The following is a 17,015-nucleotide window of genomic DNA, read 5'->3' as shown; positions in this document are numbered from 1 at the left end:
ACTCCCGTGCCGACCCCGTACTGGGTCGCGGGCAAGCCCCGCACCTCCGACTCCCCGGTGACCGTGCGCAGCCCGTATGACGCCGCGGTCACCGGGGTCACCAGCAACGCCACCGCCGCCGACATCGAGGAGGCGGTGGCCGCCGCGGCCGCCGTCCGCGACGAGGTCGCCAACCTGCCCGCGCACGTGCGGGCCGACGCGCTCGACCACGTGTCGCGGCGGCTGGCCGAGCGGCTCGACGAGGTGGCGGCGCTGATCACCGCCGAGTCGGGCAAGCCGATCACCTGGGCGCGCACCGAGGTCACCCGCGCGGTGGCCACGTTCCGGTGGGGCGCCGAGGAGGCCCGCCGGTTCTCCGGCAGCGTGCAGCGGCTCGACACCGACCCCGGCTCCGAGGGCCGGGTCGCGCTGGTCCGGCAGGTCCCGCGCGGGCCGGTGCTGGGCATCACCCCGTTCAACTTCCCGGTGAACCTGGTCGCGCACAAGCTGGCCCCGGCCATCGCCGCGGGCTGTCCGGTGCTCATCAAGCCCGCCCCGGCGACGCCGCTCTCGGCGCTGCTGCTCGGTGAGCTGCTGGCCGAGACCGACCTGCCCCCGGGCGCGTGGTCGGTGCTGCCGATGACCAACGAGCAGGTCGCGGCCCTGGTGGGCGACCCGAGGCTGCCGGTCATCTCGTTCACCGGGTCCGACGCGGTCGGCTGGCGGATCAACGACTCGCACCCGCGCAAGCACGTGCTGCTCGAGCTGGGCGGCAACGCGCCGGTCATCGTCGCCCCGGACTGGGCCGACCTCGACGGCGCCGCCGCCAGGATCGCGATGTACGGGACGCACCAGGCGGGCCAGTCGTGCGTGTCGGTGCAGCGGGTCTACGCGCACACCGACGTCTATGACGAGTTCGTGCCCGCGCTGGTCAGGCACGTGCGCGCGCTGCCGACCGGCGACCCGGCGCACCCGGCGACGCACGTCGGCCCGCTGATCAACGCCGACGCCGCCCGCCGGGTGTCGGACTGGGTGGCCGACGCGGTGACCAGGGGCGCGACACTCCTCACCGGCGGCAGGACCAACGGCAACGCCATCGACCCGGTGGTGCTCGCGGACGTTCCCGCGGGCTGCGCGGTGGTCACCGAGGAGGTGTTCGGCCCGGTGATCGTGGTCGAGCGGGTCGCCTCGGTGGACGAGGCCGTCGCGACCGCCAACCGCTCGCGCTACGGCCTGCAGGCCGGGGTGTTCACCCACGACCTGCGGGTCGCCGCGCACGCCACGGCGAAGCTGCAGGTCGGCGGGGTGGTCATCGGCGACGTCCCGACCTACCGGGCCGACCAGATGCCCTACGGCGGGGTCAAGGACTCCGGCGTGGGCCGCGAGGGCGTGCAGTCGGCGATGCTGGACTTCACCGAGCCGAAGGTCATGGTGCTGACCGAGTTCGTCGCGTGATCCCGGTGCCGTGGCGGGGTCACCGGCCCCGCTACGGTGTCGACCATGAGGTCGATCTCCGTGCACGTGCACGGCGCTGACGAGTCCGAGTCCGACGCCCTGACCAGGCAGTTGCGCGCCGAGCTGCTCGAACTCGACGTCGACTCGGTCGACCTCGGCGGCAAGGGCACCCCGCCCGAGCACAGCAAGGGCGTCGACCCGGCGACCCTGACCACCCTGGTGGTCGCGGTCAGCTCCTCCCCAGTGCTGGTGGAACTCGCCAGGGCGCTGCGCGACTGGATCACCCGCGCCGCCGACCGCAAGATCACCATCACCGCGGCGGACGGTCGCGCGCTGGAGATCACCGGTGCCCGCGCGCGCGAAGAGCAGCGCCTGATCGAGACTTTCCTGGAGTCCGGGGAGGACACCGCGTCGTAGGGGGTACGGTCTGGCCCCATGGCCAGGCTCGCGCTGCTCGTCGCCAACCGCACGTACGCCGATCCCGGCCTGCGCGCGCTGCGGGCACCCGAGCACGACGCCAGGGAGCTGGCCGCCGTGCTGGCCGACCCCGCCATCGGTGACTTCGCCGTCACGACCGAGCTCGACCTCACCGCGGGCGCGACCTCGGAGGCCGTCGAGGACTTCTTCGCCGACCGCGCGCACGAGGACCTGCTGCTGCTCTACTTCTCCGGCCACGGCATCAAGGACCCGGCCGGGGACCTGCACTTCGCGACCGCCGGGACCAGGTTGGACCGGCTGGGGTCCACGGCGGTGTCGGCGGAGTTCGTCCGCAGGCAGATGGACCGCACCCGGGCGCGGCAGGTCGTGCTGCTGCTGGACTGCTGCTACGCCGGTGCGTTCCACCGGGGCATGGTCGCCAGGGCGGGCGACCAGGTCGGCGTCGAGGAGCGCTTCCGGGGCCGGGGCCGCGCGGTGATCACGGCGTCGAGCGCGATGGAGTACGCCTTCGAGGGCAAGGTCCTGACCGACTCGACCGCCGGTGAGCCCTCGGTGTTCACGGCCGCGCTGGTCGAGGGGTTGCGCAGCGGCGACGCCGACCGCGACCAGGACGGCGTCGTGGGCTTGGACGAGCTCTACGACCACGTCTACGACCGAGTCCGCGCGGCGACACCCCACCAGACCCCGGGCAAATGGGTGTTCGACCTGCGCGGCGACCTCCGGATCGCCCGCCGAGCACGACCGGTGACGGTGCCGTCGGAACTGCCCGAACAGCTCCGCGACGCCATGGGGCACCTGCTGGTCTCGGTGCGCGAGGGCGTGGTCAAGGACCTTGAGCGCCTGTTGACAGCGGGCCACGAGGGCAGGGCTCTAGCTGCTCGCCTCGCCTTGGCCGACCTCGCCGCGGACGACAGCCGCCGGGTGGTCGCCGCGGCGACCGAGGTGCTCAAGGCCCACTCCCCCGCGCCCATACCCACACCAACCCCAACTCCTGTGCCAGCGTCGAGTTCCGGCGAACCACGAGTCGACCAGCAGACAGCGGTGGCGGAGCCGTCGGACGAAGTCGATGAGGAGGTCGAGCAGCCGCACAGGTCCGACTCTGCGGACACACCGGTGATCAGCGGCGACACCACGAGCACTTCGTCGGTCCCGCTGGTCACGGTGCGGCTGGCAAGGCTGTGGAGCGCTGTGGCGCTCGCCGTCGCGGCGGTGGTGGCGTTGGTGGCGGCGGCGCCGACGCAGATGGTGGTGGTCTCCCCGGAGTTGGCGGAGTGGGTGATCGCGACGCCGTTCGCGTTGGTGCTTACGTCTGCGGCGACGTGGCTGTTGGTGGTCGCCCTGATCGCGGTGGTTGTGCGGCCGTGGGAGCGGCGGAACCTCGCGCCCGCGGTCGGGTTGCCCTTGGCGATGGTGGGGCTCGCGTACGCCGCGAAGGTCGCCACGGCGGTGGCCATGGGGAGAGCGAGCCAGTACGCGTCCACCACGCTCTATGTGGTCGGACTGCTGCTCGCCGTGGGGTGTCTCGCCCTCAACGGCTCTGCGTCATCGCGGCTCACCGGTCTCGGGCGAGCGCACGTGGTCGCGGTCGCGGCGTGTGGCGCGTTGGTGGTCGACCTGTTCGTCCCGAACGCCTACAGCAAGGACCCGCAGTGGCTGATCCCGATCGGTGTAGGCGTAGTACTGCTCTTAGGCTTCGCAATCGCTGACATCGCTAGGAGCTACGGCGAAGGTAAGCCAATCGTGGTCGACCTTCTGTTTCCCCTCTTACTGCTAGGCGACCTCGGTTACACAAGCCTGTCACGTCCGTCCACATCGAACACGGCGATGTACATCGCCTTCGTGGTCATCGGGCTAACCACGCAGGTATGCCTAACAGGCCGGGCACTGACGATCGCGCGGATCGGCGTTGTCGCTGCCGTGCTCATCCACATGCCTCCGGTAACGAGCGTCGATATCGCTACCTACGTGAACATCGCGTTCGGGTTAACCGCCATCGGACTCGCCCTGTGGGGTGACGCAGTCGCGTCATCAGACATAGAGGAGCCCGCGCGCTCGATGTAGTCAGCCGAGGAGGTGTGCCGTGCGACATGCGTTGATCGTGGCCAACGACGCTTATCAGGACCCGGGGCTCCGCGAGTTGCGGGCGCCGCAGCACGACGCCGAGCAGTTGGCGGCGGTGTTGGAGGACGCCGACATCGGCGGGTTCGCGGTGCGGACGGTGCGCAACGCGGGGGTGGCGGAGACCGGCGAGGCGATCGAGGAGTTCTTCGCCGACCGCACACCCGACGAGCTGCTGGTCCTGTACTTCTCCGGGCACGGGGTGAAGGACGAGGCCGGGGACCTGTACTTCGCGACCGCCGGGACCAAGTTGAACCGGTTGGCGGCGACGGCCGTGGCCGGGGACTTCGTGCGGCGGTTGATGAACCGGACCAGGGCGCGGCGGGTCGTGCTGCTGCTGGACTGCTGCTACGCGGGCGCGTTCGGGCGTGGTGTGGTCGCGCGGGCGGGGACGGCAGTGGCGCTGGGCGAGCAGTTCGAGGGGCGCGGCCGGGCGGTGATCACGGCGTCGAGCGCGCTCGAGTACGCATTCGAGGGCCAGGAGGTGACGGAATCGGGCGCGGGCGGGCCGTCGGTGTTCACGGCCGCGTTGGTCGAGGGGTTGCGCACCGGGGACGCCGACCGCGACCAGGACGGGTACGTGGGGCTGGACGAGCTCTACGAGTACGTCTACGAGCGGGTCCGGGCGTCCACGTCGAACCAGACGCCGGGCAAGTGGGTGTTCGACCTGCAAGGTGACCTGCACATCGCCCGGCGCGCGCGTCCGGTGACCGTGCCGTCAGAGCTGCCGGTGGACCTGCGCGAGGCCGTCGACCACCCCAACCGGTTGGTGCGGCTGGGCGCGATCGAAGAACTGGCGGGCATGGTCACCGGCGGGCACGAGGGGCTGGCCCTCGCCGCGCGACTAGCACTGGAGGACCTCGCCGAGGACGACAGCCGAGCGGTGTCAGAAGCAGCCGCCACCGCCCTGGCCACGAAACCGGCACCCCGGCCCGCTGCTCCGACAACCACGCCACGACCCGCTCGTTCGGGGCCGACCCTGAGCGACCCCGCGCTGCGGTGGCGGGTCCTTGGCGGCGTGCTGGCGGGTGCGGCGGCGATCACCCTGGCCGTGCTCACCGGTGATCGGGGCTGGGCGGAGGCGCGTGCGGACATCGACACCTGGATGTGGCAGTTGGCCGCGATCGGCGCGGTCATGCCGGTGGTGAACTGGGTGCTCGTGGCGGCGATGGTGGGGCTGGTCGTCGCACGCGAACGGTGGCGGGGAATCGCCATCGGCGTCGGTTTCGGCGCGATCGCGATGAGCGCGGCGTACGCGACCGCCCTCGCGGAGTCCGTCGCGCGCGGGAACTGGCCGATTCGGGTGTACGGCCTCGGGTTGCTCGCCGCGTTCGCCGCGGTCTTGGTGCACAACGGGGTGCGGCGCGGGAACGGGACGTGGGAGGCCGTCGCCGGTACGGCCTGGGCCGTCGTGGCGACGGTCGGGGTGCTGTTCCCCGGCTACCGGGACGACTCGCACGTGGCGGCGTTGCTCGCGCTCGGCGTGCTGCTGGTGGTCACCGTGATCACCGTGACGACCAGGGTGCGGACCGGCGCCCCCCTGGCCAGGGACGTCACCTTCCAGGTCATCGCCGTCGCCGTCGCCGGTTACGCGGTGATCGGCTGGCACAGCTACACGCCGTTCTGGACGACGGCCGCGCTGTCGCTGGTGACGCTGCCGATCCTCACCGACCGCCAGACGTCGGTCCCGGCCCGGCTGGGCTTGGTGGCGACGATCCTGCTGCTCGAGCCGCGCGAAACCCTCCTGACCGACCCGATGACCCTCGCCGTGGTCGTCGGCGCCGTGGTGGCGGTGTGGCCGGACCGGGCCCTCAGCCCACCCCGACGTTGATCACCGGGCGGGCGGCCGGGTCGAGCCAGGCGAGGACGGCGTCGAGCGCGGGCGCGGGGACGCTCACGCACCCCGCGGTCGGCCGACCCGTGCTGACGTGCAGGAAGAACGCCGACCCGGCCCCGCGCACCACCGGCGCCCGGTTGTAGTCCATGACCACCGCCCGGTCGTAGGCGTACCCGACCTTGCCCAGGTTCTCGCCCGCGCCCTCGTTGAACGGGCAACTCCCCGGCGCGCACCGGTATGGCTTGTTGTAGTGCGCGGACCCGACGTCGGACACCCACCAGTCCCAGGTGTCCACCTGCTTGTACGGCACCCGCGTCCCGTTGCCCGGCCTGTGCCCGAACGCCTCCGTCAACCCCCAAACCCCCACCGGCGTCTTGGTGCTCCCCTCACTCGCCTGCCCGACCCCCGCCTTCCCCACGAACGCGCTCACCGGCCCCACCTCGGCGACCCACCCGGTCGCCGTCCGCCGCCACCCGGTCAACGTCCCCGTGGTCGCCCCCGGCGCCCCCACCACCACCGTGACCACCTGACCCGCCGACCCGCCATAGGCCAACGGCAACCCTCGCGCCTGAGCCGCCGCCATCCCCGGCGTCACCAGCAGCAGAAGTCCCGCAAGCAGCACCCGCATCCCACGCCACCCCTCGGTCGCCCGACCCGACCGATCCACTATGGACCGAACAGGCCGAACCCGCCGCCCGGGAAACGGCGCACCACGGCGTGATGATGGGACATGAGGTACACGACCAGCACGGCGATGACCGCCGATACCGGTCCCACGGCAAGCAGGAACCACGCCATCCTCCCCAGAGCCGTTCCTGTCGCGTGAGCCGTGCCGCGATGGCGGACTCGAGCTTCTCGACCGCGAAGTACGGCGCGAGCTGCTCACGCACGTAGCCGCGGGTCTGGAGCTGTCCGGGGATGCGCAACCGTCCGCTGGCGGAGAAGTAGTCGTTGCAACGGAAAGCACTGCGTCGAATTGTGTTCGACGGGAATCCGGGACATTTCCGCGCCATCGCTGGCTCGGCTTGTCGCCTTCTCGCGGGCGGTGCCGGGAATCCACGTCGACTGAACGCGGGTCAGGGCCAGCGGGGTTCGGAGCCGCGGGTGAGGCGGTGGAGGTCGCCGACGCCGTTGGGGGTCGGGGTGGGGCGGATGATGCCCGCGCGGGCGGCGACACCGGCGGCCTCGCCGCGCGACTGGCAGTCGAGCTTGCCCAGGAGGCGTTCGACGTAGGTCTCGACGGTGCGGCGGCTGACGACGAGGCCCTCGGCGATGGCCTGGTTGCTCAGGCCCGCGACGATGCCGGTGGCCACGTCGATCTCGCGGGCGGTCAGGCCCATGGCGTTGGCGTACGGGGCGGTGGCGAGGATGACGCCGGTGCGCGGGCCCTCGGTGACGCGCAGCAGGCGGACCCGGTACCAGCCGTCCGGGCCCGGCCAGAGGAACGCGACGGTGCCGACGCCCAGTTCGCCGAAGGCCGCGCCGAGGGCCTGGACCTTGGGGTCGTCGGCGAGCGGCGAGGGCTGGCGGTCGGCGAGCGGGAGCGGGGTGCCGCCGGGGACGATGCGGCTGGCGGTCCACTCGGGGCCGAACCAGGCCTCGAAGCGCGGGGAGCGCAGCGGGTCGACCCGGCGGGCGAAGGTGGTTTCCAACTCGGTGACGAACGAGCGGGTGCGCTCGCCGAAGGACCCCTGGACCGAGGCGTTGATGTGCAGGATGCCGACGACGCGCTGCCTGCCCAGGCGCAGCGCGGCCGACAGCCCGTCCTCGAGCCCGGCCGGGCGCAGGTTCTCCTGGTAGTGCGGCGAGTCGCGGAAGTTGTGCGGCGCGTCGTCCATGAGCAGCGGGACGGCGGAGTCGAACAGCTGCCCGCCCCAGCGGGTGCGCGGCAGCTCGTGGGCGAGGTCCTGGGAGATGGTCCGCGAGTACCCGCGCTCGGCGAGGATCACGAACCCGCGCGCCACCGGGTCCCACCCGGTGACCTGGGCGGCGCACACGTCGGGGACGGCACCGGTGATCGCGTCGAACACCTCGTCCCACTCGACGTCGGCCCCACTCCCGAGCGCGGCGCCGATCCGCACCGCCGACGCCACCATCGTGGGGTCCATCTCGCCGCCCTCCGCCGCAACGCCAGTTACAGAAATTTACGGGCTTTGGGCCGAACGGGGCAATACCACAACACCGAGTGACCCGCCGATCGACACAAAGTGCACCCAACCGTCTCCCAGGGTGACGGCATCACCACGTCTCGTGACACGCTGCCCCGACCCCCGGCCAGGCGAAACTCCACACGGCCGGGTGACAGAAGTTATCCACATCTGGATATTCGCGGGGGCACTTTCAAGATCCACTGTCGGGGGGTCCCGGTAGACTGGCCCAGGGACGCCCCCCGGAGAGGGTGGGGGCCGGGCAGGGGTGGGACCGCGCGCGCGGAGCGGTTCGGCGGGGGCTAGAGGCCAGGTCGAGGGCTAGCCGGCGGGGCTGGAGTTAGACCTGGTCAAACTCGGCGTGTCGCTAGGTGAATGATCGGCGTGTCGCTAGGTGAATGAACGGCCCGCCGCTGGCTCCGCACCGCCCGCCTGTGGGCCCGGCCCGAAGGACCGGAAGTCCGTCAGAGAGACTGGGGGCCAGTGCCCGCCCTCTCGATCTGGAGCCTTTGATGCCGCAAGGAACCGTCCGTTGGTTCGACGCCGAACGGGGTTTCGGCTTCCTCGCACCCGAGGACGGCTCGCCGGACGTGTTCGTGCACGCCTCCGAGATCGTCGAGGACGGCGGTCCGAAAGTGCTCCGCGAGGGTCAGGCCGTCGCGTTCGAGGTCGGCGAGAACGACCGCGGGCCCCAGGCGCTGCGCGTTCGCGTCACCGCCGACGCGGCCACCGGCAGCGCCGTGGGCCTGCTCGGCACCGTCAACTGGTACGAGCCGGGCAAGGGGTACGGCTTCGCGTCGCCGGACGGCGGCGGCGCTGACGTCTTCGTGCACAGCTCCGCCATCGTGACCGGGGGCGTGGTCACCGAGGGGCAGCGGGTGGCCTTCCTGGTCGTCGAGGGCGAGCGCGGCCCGCAGGCCGGGCACGTGGTCCCGCTGGGAGCAGGGGCAGGCTTACCCGCCGCGGCTGGTATCGGGGACGGCGCCGACGGCACGGTGGCCTGGTACGACGAGGACAAGGGCTTCGGCTTCATCAACCCCGACTCCGGCGCCGGGGACGTCTTCGTCCACGCCCGGGCCCTGGCCGAGGGGCTGACGTGGCTCGCGGAGGGCGACCGCGTCGCCTACGAGGTGGCTAGTGGGGACAAGGGCCCGCAGGCCCGCGACGTGCACCTGGTCCGGGGCGCCGAGCCCCAGACGGCGCCGCAGCGGTCGGCACCTGCCGCGGCCGCGGGGCCTGCCGCGCGGGACGTGCCCGCACGAGGCGGCGAGGGCGTCGTCGCGCGCTACGACGGCGACCGCGGCTTCGGCTTCATCACCCCGGACGCGGGCGGCGACGATCTCTTCGCCCACGTGTCGGTGATCATGGGGTCGGAGCCGCTGCAGAAGGGTGACCGGGTCCGGTACGCGGTGCGCCAGAGCGATCGGGGCCCGCAGGCCGACCGCGTCGAACGCCTCTGAACGACACAGAGCTACCGGTGTATCCCCGGAGGCGGGCTAGTGGCTGGGGCGGATGCGGGGGATCTCCAGGGTCAGGCCCTCGGTGAAGGATTTGCGGAGGGTGGTGATGGCGCGCTGGTGGGCGACCGGGCCGATGGTGAGGCGGTCGGCCAGGAGGGCGAAGAAGCCGTGGATCTGGCCGTGGTAGCGGACGAGTTCGGTGGGGACGCCCGCGTCCATGAGGCGGTGGGCGTATTCCTCGCCCTCGTCACGCAGGGGGTCGTACTCGGCGGTCATCACGAGGGCGGGTGGCAAGCCGGACAGGTCAGCGGCGGCCAGTGGGGACAGGTACGGGTCCGTCAGGTCAGTCCGGTCGCGCGGGTACTGCTCGAAGAACCACTCCATTGACGCGCGGGTCAAGAAGTGATCAGTCGCGTAGTCAACGTAGGAGGGCCGGTCGTCCGAAGGCGGGGCGATCACCGGTGACGCTAAGACCTGCAGTAGCGGCAGCCGACCACCCCGGTCGCGAGTCATAAGACAGGCGACAGCGGCCAGGTTGCCCCCCGTGCTCTCCCCCGCCACCGCGATCCGCAGCGTGTCGATGCCTAGTTCCGCGCCCTTCTCCGTGACCCACGCGAGTGCGGCGTAAGCGTCGTCAGCGGCGGCCGGGAACCGGTCCTCGGGTGCGAGCCGGTACTCGACCGACACGACGACCGTCTCCGCCTCCCGGCACAGGGTGCGGCAGACGGCCTCGTTCTCCTGGAACGAGCCGAGGACCCAGCCGCCGCCGTGGAACCAGACCAGGCCGGGGAACGGGCCCTCGCCGGTGGGTTCGTAGACCCGGACGCGCAGGTCGCCGCCGGGGCCGGGGATGGTGCGCTCGTAGACGCGGCCGACGGGTTCGACGTCGTCGGGGATCTGCCAGCTCTCGGTGAACGCGGCGCGCAGCTCGGCGGGTGACAGGCCTACCGGGATGAGGCCGCCAGCGGCGTCGGTTGCCTCTATGACCGCCTTGGCTTCAGGGTGCAGTGGCATCTAGTGCTCCTTTCCGTACCGGTCGGCGCCGAACGAGCGCAGGACGGCGGCGGTGAGCCGGGAGACGTCGTTGGCGTCACCGCGGTGCGACAGCGCGGCGCACCACCCGATCGAGCCGACGGAGAACACCACGCCGCCCCCCGGTGTGTCCAGGAGCGTCAGGTCGGAGCGGCGGCGGTCGACCGGGTCGGACAGCGGGTGCGGCGTGGTCGGCCCGGTGTCGGCGGACATGTAGGCGTCGCCGAGCAGGGCGCGGCCGAGCAGCCGGGTGTCGGGCGGGCTGCCGAGCAGTTCGTCGTAGGCGTCGGTCTCGAACGAGGCGGCGCCGCCGAGCAGGGCGCCGAACTGGCCGAGCGGGACGTCGCGGTCGATGCCGCGCAGCAGGGCGTCGAGCACGGCGTCACCGGGCTTGGCGACGATCTCGTAGGACCCGCCGGTGGTCAGCCCGGCCGCGGTGGTGCCGATGCCGAACAGCCGGTGCGGGGAGCGGCCGCGTTCGGCCCACAGCCCGCCCGGTTCGCCGGTCGCGGCCAGGTGCAACTCCCCCGGCTCGCTCTCCCACATCCGCACGCCCGAGTACCCGCGGCGCAATTCGGCGACGTGCCGCTTCTCCGGGTGCACGGCGGTGACCCAGTAAGCACCGTTGCCGCCGAGGTAGGCGAGTTTGCCGCCGCCGTGCAGGTGGTCGGTGACGGCGTCGAGCATGGTGCCGGTCCAGTACTCGGGGTGGCTGCCGGTGACGACGGTGCCGTACCCGGCGAGCGCGGCGCCGCCCTCGGCGTCGAGGTCGTGGTCGGTGACCAGGTCGAAGTGGAAGCCCTGGCGGCCCAGCCAGCCGACCAGGTGCAGGTCCTCGCTGTACTGGTGCGGGCCACTGGCGTGCCGGAACACGTGGTCGTCGCGCATCCCGAGCAGGGGCCGCAGCAGGGACGCGGTGGCGGCGCCGCTGCCGTCGCTGTGGCGGTCGTAGAGGCTGTGCAGCCGGTTGCGGCGGGCGAACGGCGCGGCGATCTCGGCCGGGTCCTCCGGCAGGAACGCCATGTGGACGTGTTCGAGCGCGTAGGCGAGGTAGCTCAGGGTCGGCACGAGGAACGCGATGGGCGCGCGGGGCGCGTCGGCCTTGGGTCTGACGAAGAACGGGACACGGTCGACGCCCGCGCTGGTGGTGAGCTCGACGGCGTAGCACCCGCCGGGCAGGTCCTCGGGCAGGTCGATGGCGAGGACCTCGTCCCAGCCAGCGTCTTCCAAGTCGGAGCCGTGGAAGTGGACGGCGCCGTAGCCGGTGTCGGCGAAGCGCCAGTCCAGGACCTCGCCGGTCCAGTCGTGCGCGGTGACTCCGCGCTGCGGTCCGTTGTGGAGGGTGCCGTGCCGCCCGTCGACCAGTTCCAGCAGCCGGTCGCCGCCGATGTCCTGGGCGAGGTCCCACTGGGCGGCGGCGCCGCGGTGCCAGGCGCCGGTGGTGTCGGCGGCGAGCTCGGCGACCTGGGCGGCGTCGAGCGCCCGGTCGAACACGCACGGCGCGCTGATCTTGCCGTCGTAGTTGTCCGCGACGACCCCGTCGACCAGCCGGGCGGCGAACACCAGCGGCGTGTCCGATGTGGACAGGGCGCCGCGCGGCGGGGACACCACCACGGTGGACGCCTTCTCCCTGGCCAGCGGCGCGCCGGGGCGGACCTCGAGCCGGGCGCCGCGCTCGGAGTAGGACCCGGTGAGCAGGTACCAGCGGCGCACCGACAGCGGCGCGGACGCGGTCACCGTGACCGGGCCGTCGTCGGTGTGCGCGGTGAACTCGGGGCGCCCGGTGGCATCGATGCCCAGTTCGGCCACGGAGTCCTGGGTCAGCACCCCGACCCTGGTCTCGCCGAGCAACGTCGGCCACACCCACACCGCGAAGGTCACCCCGCCGTCGCACGCGGGCGGGTTCGGCACCACGCCGTAGGACCCCTGGTCCAGGTGCTGGTGGGCCACGGTGACCCGGTCCGGGAGCCCGGCGGCGACCGGGACCCGGACCGGGGCCGTGCCGTCGTGGTCGACCAGCAGCAGCCGCACGCGCGCCTCCTGCTCGGTGGAGCTGGCGCGCACACCGATCCGCTCACCGGGCCGGGCGGAGATCCGGTCGGTGTAGGCGGTGATCGGCGCGTCGGTGTGGTCGACCGGACGACGAGTCATGTCGGGGTCATCCCTTCGGTCGCTGGCGGGGGATCGGGGAGCCCACGGCGCTACACCGCTTCGGCGATGAGCACGCGCGGCGACGCGGGGACCGGGCGGGTCTCGACCCAGCGCCAGCCGGTGTCGGCGAGCCAGGACCTGACCTCGTCCTCGGGGTAGACGACGGTGCCGTCGATGACGAGGTACTCCCCCGCCAGGACCGGGTCGAGGCGGCGGCCGTCGCTGGGGTCGAGCAGGAAGTCCAGCACCAGCAGGGTGGCACCGGCGTCGACGACCGACCGCGCGCGGGTCAGGATGGTCTTGTTCTCCTGCGGGGTGAACCGGTGCAGGACGTGCTCGAGCAGCACCGCGTCGTAGTGCCCCGGCACGTCGGTGGTCAGCGGGTCGGCCTCGTGGAACTCGACGAAGTCGGTGAACCCGGCCGGGGCGCCCGCCTTGGCCATCTGGAGCATCATGTCGGTGCTCACGAAAGCGCCGCGCAGCAACGGGTTCCGCTTGTGCGCCTCGTCGAGGAAGGCGGTCGACAAGCCCGCGAGGTCAAGCAGGTTGCGGTGCGGGGTGAAGTCGTAGACGCCCGCGAGCTGCTGGGCGTGCAGGGAGTTGTAGGTCTGGACGCCGCCCATGAAGGTGCCCATCCGCTCGCCGCCCATGTCGAAGGGCTGGGGTTCGGCGGTGCGCATGGAGTCGGTGTAGCCCAGCCAGTGCGGGTAGCTGAGGGTGTCCCAGAACGCCAGCCACGGCCGCAGGTCCAGGCCCGCACCGCCGGAGAGGTAGGCGGCGGTGGCGTCGGTGTTGCGGTATGCACCATCTACATAGGACACCAGGCCGAGACCCACCATGGCGTCGAGCAAGACGCGGGCGGAGCGCTCCGGCAAGCCTGCCGCGTCGGCTACCTCGGTCGTGGTCGTGGCGCCCGCGCCGAGCGCGGCGAAGACACCGAGCTCGCTGGCGGCGAACAGCTGCTTGGCGGCCATGAACCCCGAGGCGACGGCGGCCAGCGGGGTGGGGTCGACGGGGTCGCTGGTCATCCGGAGATCTCCTCGAAGTCGAGTGCGGGGTCGATGACGGCCTTGACGGCGGTCATCGCGGCCATGGCCTTGATGGCGCCGTCGGCGCCGCTGAGGCCGACCGGGGCGTCGAACATGGCGTCCCAGTCGAAGCGGTCGCGGAAGGCGGTCAGGAAGCGCAGCGAGCGGTCCAGGTCGGACACGTCGCCGTTGAGCGAGCCGATGACCTGGATCTCGCGGCCCATCACCACGTCCATCGGCACCGGCATGGCCTGCGGTCCGGCGAGGCCGACCACCACGTGCTTGCCGCGCTGCCCGCACATCAGCACGCCCTCGCGGTTGGCCGAGGGCGATCCGGCGAAGTCGAACACGAGTTCCGCGCCGCGCGCCTCGGTCAGCTCCTCCACCAGCGCGACCCGTTCGTCGGGGTCGGAGACCTCGTCGATGGAGATGGTGACGTCGGCGCCGTACTCGCGGGCGATGGCCAGCCGGTTGGCAGGTCCGCCGATGGTGATCACCCGGCCCGCGCCGGTCGCCCTGGCCAGCGCGGTGCCGACCAGGCCGAGCGGCCCGGCGCCCTGGATGACCACTGTGGACTCGGGGCGGACGCCACCGGCGTTGGCGAAGGCGCGCAGCACGGTCTTGACCGCGCACCCGGCCGAGGCGGCCCAGGTGTCGGGCATGGCGTCGGGCACGACGAGCCGGTGCGCGCCGGGCGGCAGGTAGGTGAACTGGGTGAGGCCGCCGATGACGAACGGCCACTTGTCGGCGCGCTGCCGGAAGCCGTAGCCGCGGTCGGCGCACAGGACCGGTTCGCGCAGGACCGTGCAGCCGTAGCAGCTCCCGCACACCGATTCCGACCAGACCAGCCGGGTGCCGTGGGTGATCGGGCGGCCGAGGGCGTCGCGGTCGGCGTGCTGGCCGAGGGCGACGACCTCGCCGACCATCTCGTGCCCGAGGACCTGCGGCAGCCCGACGAAGGGCAGCACGCCCTGCCACAGGTGCGCGTCGGTGCCGCACAGGGTCGTGCGGGTCACCCGGACCAGCGCGGAGCCGGGCGGGAGGTCGGCGGGCAGCGGCACCTGCTCGATCTCCAGCGGCGCGTTGAACTCGCGCAGCACCGCGGCCATGGTCACACGTGGCCTCATGCGGACTCCTCGGGATCACGGGGTGAGACTCAGTCCCCAGTGGACTCTTGGCTGGGCGGGGACGATGCCGGGCGGGGACGAGGGGGCGGGGGGCGGGAGGGAGTGACACCGAGTTATGCGGGCTCGTCCCAGCGGTCGCCTCGGCGGGTCCAGACGAGGACCACCAGGATCACCACGAACGGCAGCACGCCGCGGAACTGCTGGACGGCCTGCCAGGTGCTGGCCAGGCCCTGCAGGACGCCGAGGGCGAGGCCGCCGAGCAGGGTGATCGGGAAGCTGCGGAACGCGCCGATGAGCACGGCGGCCAGTGCCGGGGTGATCAGCGCGGCCTGTGAGCCGAAGTCGCTGGCCAGCTGCGGGGCGATGATCATGATGGCCAGCGCGCTGGCGGCGCCCGCGATGCCCCAGACGATCATCGACAGCCGGGGTACCCGGATGCCGATGAGCTCGGCGGTGGTGGGCCGCTCGGCCTGGGCGCGCAGCAGCAGGCCGACGCGGGTCCGCTTGAGCAGCACGGCGGGCGCGGCGGCGAAGAGCACCGCGAGGACCATGGTGACGATGGCGGTCCAGGTGACCACCACGCCGCCCAGGGTGAGCGCGGGGGCGTCGAACGGGCTGGGGAAGCGGTGCGGGTGCTGCGCCCCGAACAGGCGCAGCCCCACCGCGACGAGCCCGGTGTAGATGGCGATGGTGACCGCGGCCTTGACGCCCTCGCCAGACTCGGAGAACCAGCGCACCATGATGGCCCCGAGGCCGCAGTGCAGCAGCGCGCCGACGGCCATGCCCGCGGGCACCGCGAGGACCAGCGGCAGGCCGCCCTCGTAGAGCACCACCATGGCGAAGGCACCGAACGCGCCGACGGCGGCCTGGGCGAAGTTCACCACCGACACCAGGCGGTAGGTCAGCAGCGTGGACAGGCCCATCAGGGCGTAGGCCCCGCCGGTGACCAGTCCCGCGATGGCCGCGGACAGTTGGAGCACGACAGCCTCCGGGTCAGGAGATCAAGAGTTGGGAGGGCGGGTCAGGAGGAGGTCGGGACGGTGATGAAGTCGCCGAGCGGGACCCACTTGCCGTCCTTGAGCTCGACCATCTTCGAGGCCTGGTTGGGAGCGTGGCGGTCGCCGGGGCCGAAGGTGAACGGGGTGCCGACCATCGGGTTGCTGATGGGCCGCATGGTGCGCAGCGCCTCGTTGACCGACTCGCGGGTGATGTCGCCCTTGATGGACTTGAGCACGTCGACGAGGAACACCGCGGCGAGGTAGCCGCCCTGCGAGAAGGCGGTCGCCGGGGCACCGGCGCGGGTGACGGCGTCCTTCCAGCCCTTGTTGGCGTCGCTGTCGGCGGTGAACGGCTCGAACTCGCTGCCCGCGTAGACCTTGAGGCCGAGGTCGCCGACGGCCTTGGCGACGCTCTCGGTGTAGGCGGGGGCCATCAGCAGGAAGTCGACGTCGGTCATGCCCTGGGTCTGGGCGGCCTTGAGGAACGGCACGACCAGCTGCTCGCCGGGGTTGAACAGGATGGCGTCGCAGCCCGCCTGCTTGGCGCGCAGCAGGTACGGGGTGAGGTCGCCGCTCTGCTGCACGGTGGTGTCGCTGACCGCGAGCTTCTTGCCGCTGATCTTCTCCCACTGGGCGAGGGCGTTGTTGACCGCTTCCTCGGAGCCGGGCAGCACGACGGTGAAGTTGCAGATCTTGTCGTTCTTGAGCGTCTGCGAGGCGAAGAGCAGTTCGGCGGTGATGAGGGTGAACGGGCCGACGTTGACCGGGGCGATGGTGGGGCTCTGGAAGCACTTGGCGCTGGCGCCGACGGCCATGATGGAGCTGATCTTCTGCTGCCGGTAGAAGGCGTCGTTGACGTCGCAGTCGGTGAAGCTGCCGGAGGCGGCCATGGCGACCACGTCGTCGTCGGCGAGTTCGCGGGCGACCTGGGCGGTGCGCTGCGGGTTGCCCGCGTCGTCCTTGACGATGAAGTCGATCTTCTTGCCGTTGATGCCGCCCGCGTCGTTGACGTCGTCGAAGACGCGCTTGGCGGTCTTGACGACCTCCTCGGTGATGAAGTTGCCGGTGAGGCCCGCGATGGCGCCGATCTTGATCGTGCCGTCGTCGCTGGAGCCGCAGCCCGCCACCACGGAGGTGGCGATGACCGCGGCGCCGACTATGCCGCCGACCTTGACTAACGCTGTGCGCATGTTCTGACTCCTGGGACACAGAGGGGGACTTGCCGGGTGCTGCGGGTGGTGCTCG

The 17,015-nt window shown here is 72.0% G+C and carries 14 protein-coding genes and 1 pseudogene; 5 read left to right on the top strand and 10 right to left on the bottom strand.

Translation table 11 applies throughout. The features are described from left to right. Positions 1-6: 6 nt before the first annotated feature. The 4 genes from LV79_RS30440 to LV79_RS30425 are packed head-to-tail and all read left to right on the top strand — an operon-like array spanning position 7 to position 5,821. Positions 7-1,434 carry an aldehyde dehydrogenase family protein gene (locus LV79_RS30440; RefSeq protein WP_253841888.1) on the top strand — a complete coding sequence of 476 codons (1,428 nt, stop codon included), beginning with the start codon at positions 7-9 and terminating at the stop codon, positions 1,432-1,434. Between the two features lie 45 nt (positions 1,435-1,479). Continuing rightward, on the top strand, positions 1,480-1,851 hold the full coding sequence (locus tag LV79_RS30435; protein WP_253841729.1) for an effector-associated constant component EACC1: 372 nt from the start codon (positions 1,480-1,482) through the stop codon (positions 1,849-1,851). 18 nt (positions 1,852-1,869) lie between these two features. Continuing rightward, on the top strand, positions 1,870-3,933 hold the full coding sequence (locus tag LV79_RS30430; protein WP_253841728.1) for a caspase family protein: 2,064 nt from the start codon (positions 1,870-1,872) through the stop codon (positions 3,931-3,933). Between the two features lie 19 nt (positions 3,934-3,952). Then, positions 3,953-5,821, top strand: a complete 1,869-nt coding sequence (locus LV79_RS30425; RefSeq protein WP_253841727.1) for a caspase family protein — start codon at positions 3,953-3,955, stop codon at positions 5,819-5,821. Here the strand turns inward: LV79_RS30425 and LV79_RS30420 are convergent. The 4 genes and pseudogenes from LV79_RS30420 to LV79_RS30415 form a co-directional block, all read right to left on the bottom strand. Then, positions 5,802-6,455 carry a L,D-transpeptidase family protein gene (locus tag LV79_RS30420; protein WP_253841726.1) on the bottom strand — a complete coding sequence of 218 codons (654 nt, stop codon included), beginning with the start codon at positions 6,453-6,455 and terminating at the stop codon, positions 5,802-5,804. The two genes, LV79_RS30425 and LV79_RS30420, sit on opposite strands and share 20 nt — an antisense overlap. A gap of 38 nt (positions 6,456-6,493) precedes the next feature. Further along, positions 6,494-6,625 carry a hypothetical protein gene (locus tag LV79_RS34245; protein WP_285470690.1) on the bottom strand — a complete coding sequence of 44 codons (132 nt, stop codon included), beginning with the start codon at positions 6,623-6,625 and terminating at the stop codon, positions 6,494-6,496. 14 nt (positions 6,626-6,639) lie between these two features. After that, positions 6,640-6,840 (bottom strand): annotated as a pseudogene (locus tag LV79_RS34915) (hypothetical protein); the annotation flags it as partial. A gap of 63 nt (positions 6,841-6,903) precedes the next feature. Further along, the gene (locus LV79_RS30415) at positions 6,904-7,935 is read right to left on the bottom strand and encodes a helix-turn-helix domain-containing protein (protein ID WP_253841725.1); all 1,032 of its coding nucleotides are present in this window, start codon (positions 7,933-7,935) and stop codon (positions 6,904-6,906) included. A 551-nt stretch (positions 7,936-8,486) separates the two neighbouring features. Here LV79_RS30415 and LV79_RS30400 point away from each other — a divergent pair. Continuing rightward, positions 8,487-9,434 carry a cold-shock protein gene (locus LV79_RS30400; protein WP_425547601.1) on the top strand — a complete coding sequence of 316 codons (948 nt, stop codon included), beginning with the start codon at positions 8,487-8,489 and terminating at the stop codon, positions 9,432-9,434. A 36-nt stretch (positions 9,435-9,470) separates the two neighbouring features. Here LV79_RS30400 and lipP1 read toward each other — a convergent pair whose 3' ends face one another. The 6 genes from lipP1 to LV79_RS30370 all read right to left on the bottom strand — a co-directional run bounded on the left by lipP1 (position 9,471) and on the right by LV79_RS30370 (position 16,960). Beyond that, positions 9,471-10,448 (bottom strand): LipP1 family hormone-sensitive lipase, encoded by a 978-nt coding sequence (gene lipP1, locus LV79_RS30395; protein WP_253841724.1) that lies wholly within the window; start codon positions 10,446-10,448, stop codon positions 9,471-9,473. After that, complete coding sequence (locus LV79_RS30390) at positions 10,449-12,617, bottom strand: N,N-dimethylformamidase beta subunit family domain-containing protein (RefSeq protein ID WP_253841723.1); 2,169 nt, start codon at positions 12,615-12,617, stop codon at positions 10,449-10,451. Positions 12,618-12,667: 50 nt separating this feature from the next. Next, positions 12,668-13,645: a methyltransferase gene (locus LV79_RS30385; protein WP_253841722.1), complete on the bottom strand. Its 978-nt coding sequence runs from the start codon at positions 13,643-13,645 to the stop codon at positions 12,668-12,670. Then, a complete protein-coding gene (locus tag LV79_RS30380; protein ID WP_253841721.1) occupies positions 13,642-14,772 on the bottom strand; it encodes a zinc-binding dehydrogenase in 1,131 nt (376 codons plus the stop codon). Before LV79_RS30380 ends, LV79_RS30385 begins: the two co-directional genes overlap by 4 nt. Before the next feature lie 113 nt (positions 14,773-14,885). Next, entirely contained in the window at positions 14,886-15,752 is an 867-nt protein-coding gene (locus LV79_RS30375; protein ID WP_253841720.1) for a branched-chain amino acid ABC transporter permease, read from the bottom strand. 41 nt (positions 15,753-15,793) lie between these two features. Further along, positions 15,794-16,960: an ABC transporter substrate-binding protein gene (locus tag LV79_RS30370; RefSeq protein WP_253841719.1), complete on the bottom strand. Its 1,167-nt coding sequence runs from the start codon at positions 16,958-16,960 to the stop codon at positions 15,794-15,796. Positions 16,961-17,015 lie beyond the last annotated feature (55 nt).

The organism is Actinokineospora globicatena (genome assembly GCF_024171945.1).
GTDB classification, from domain to species: Bacteria; Actinomycetota; Actinomycetes; order Mycobacteriales; family Pseudonocardiaceae; genus Actinokineospora; species Actinokineospora globicatena.
This window is presented reverse-complemented; position numbering and strand designations above follow the sequence as displayed.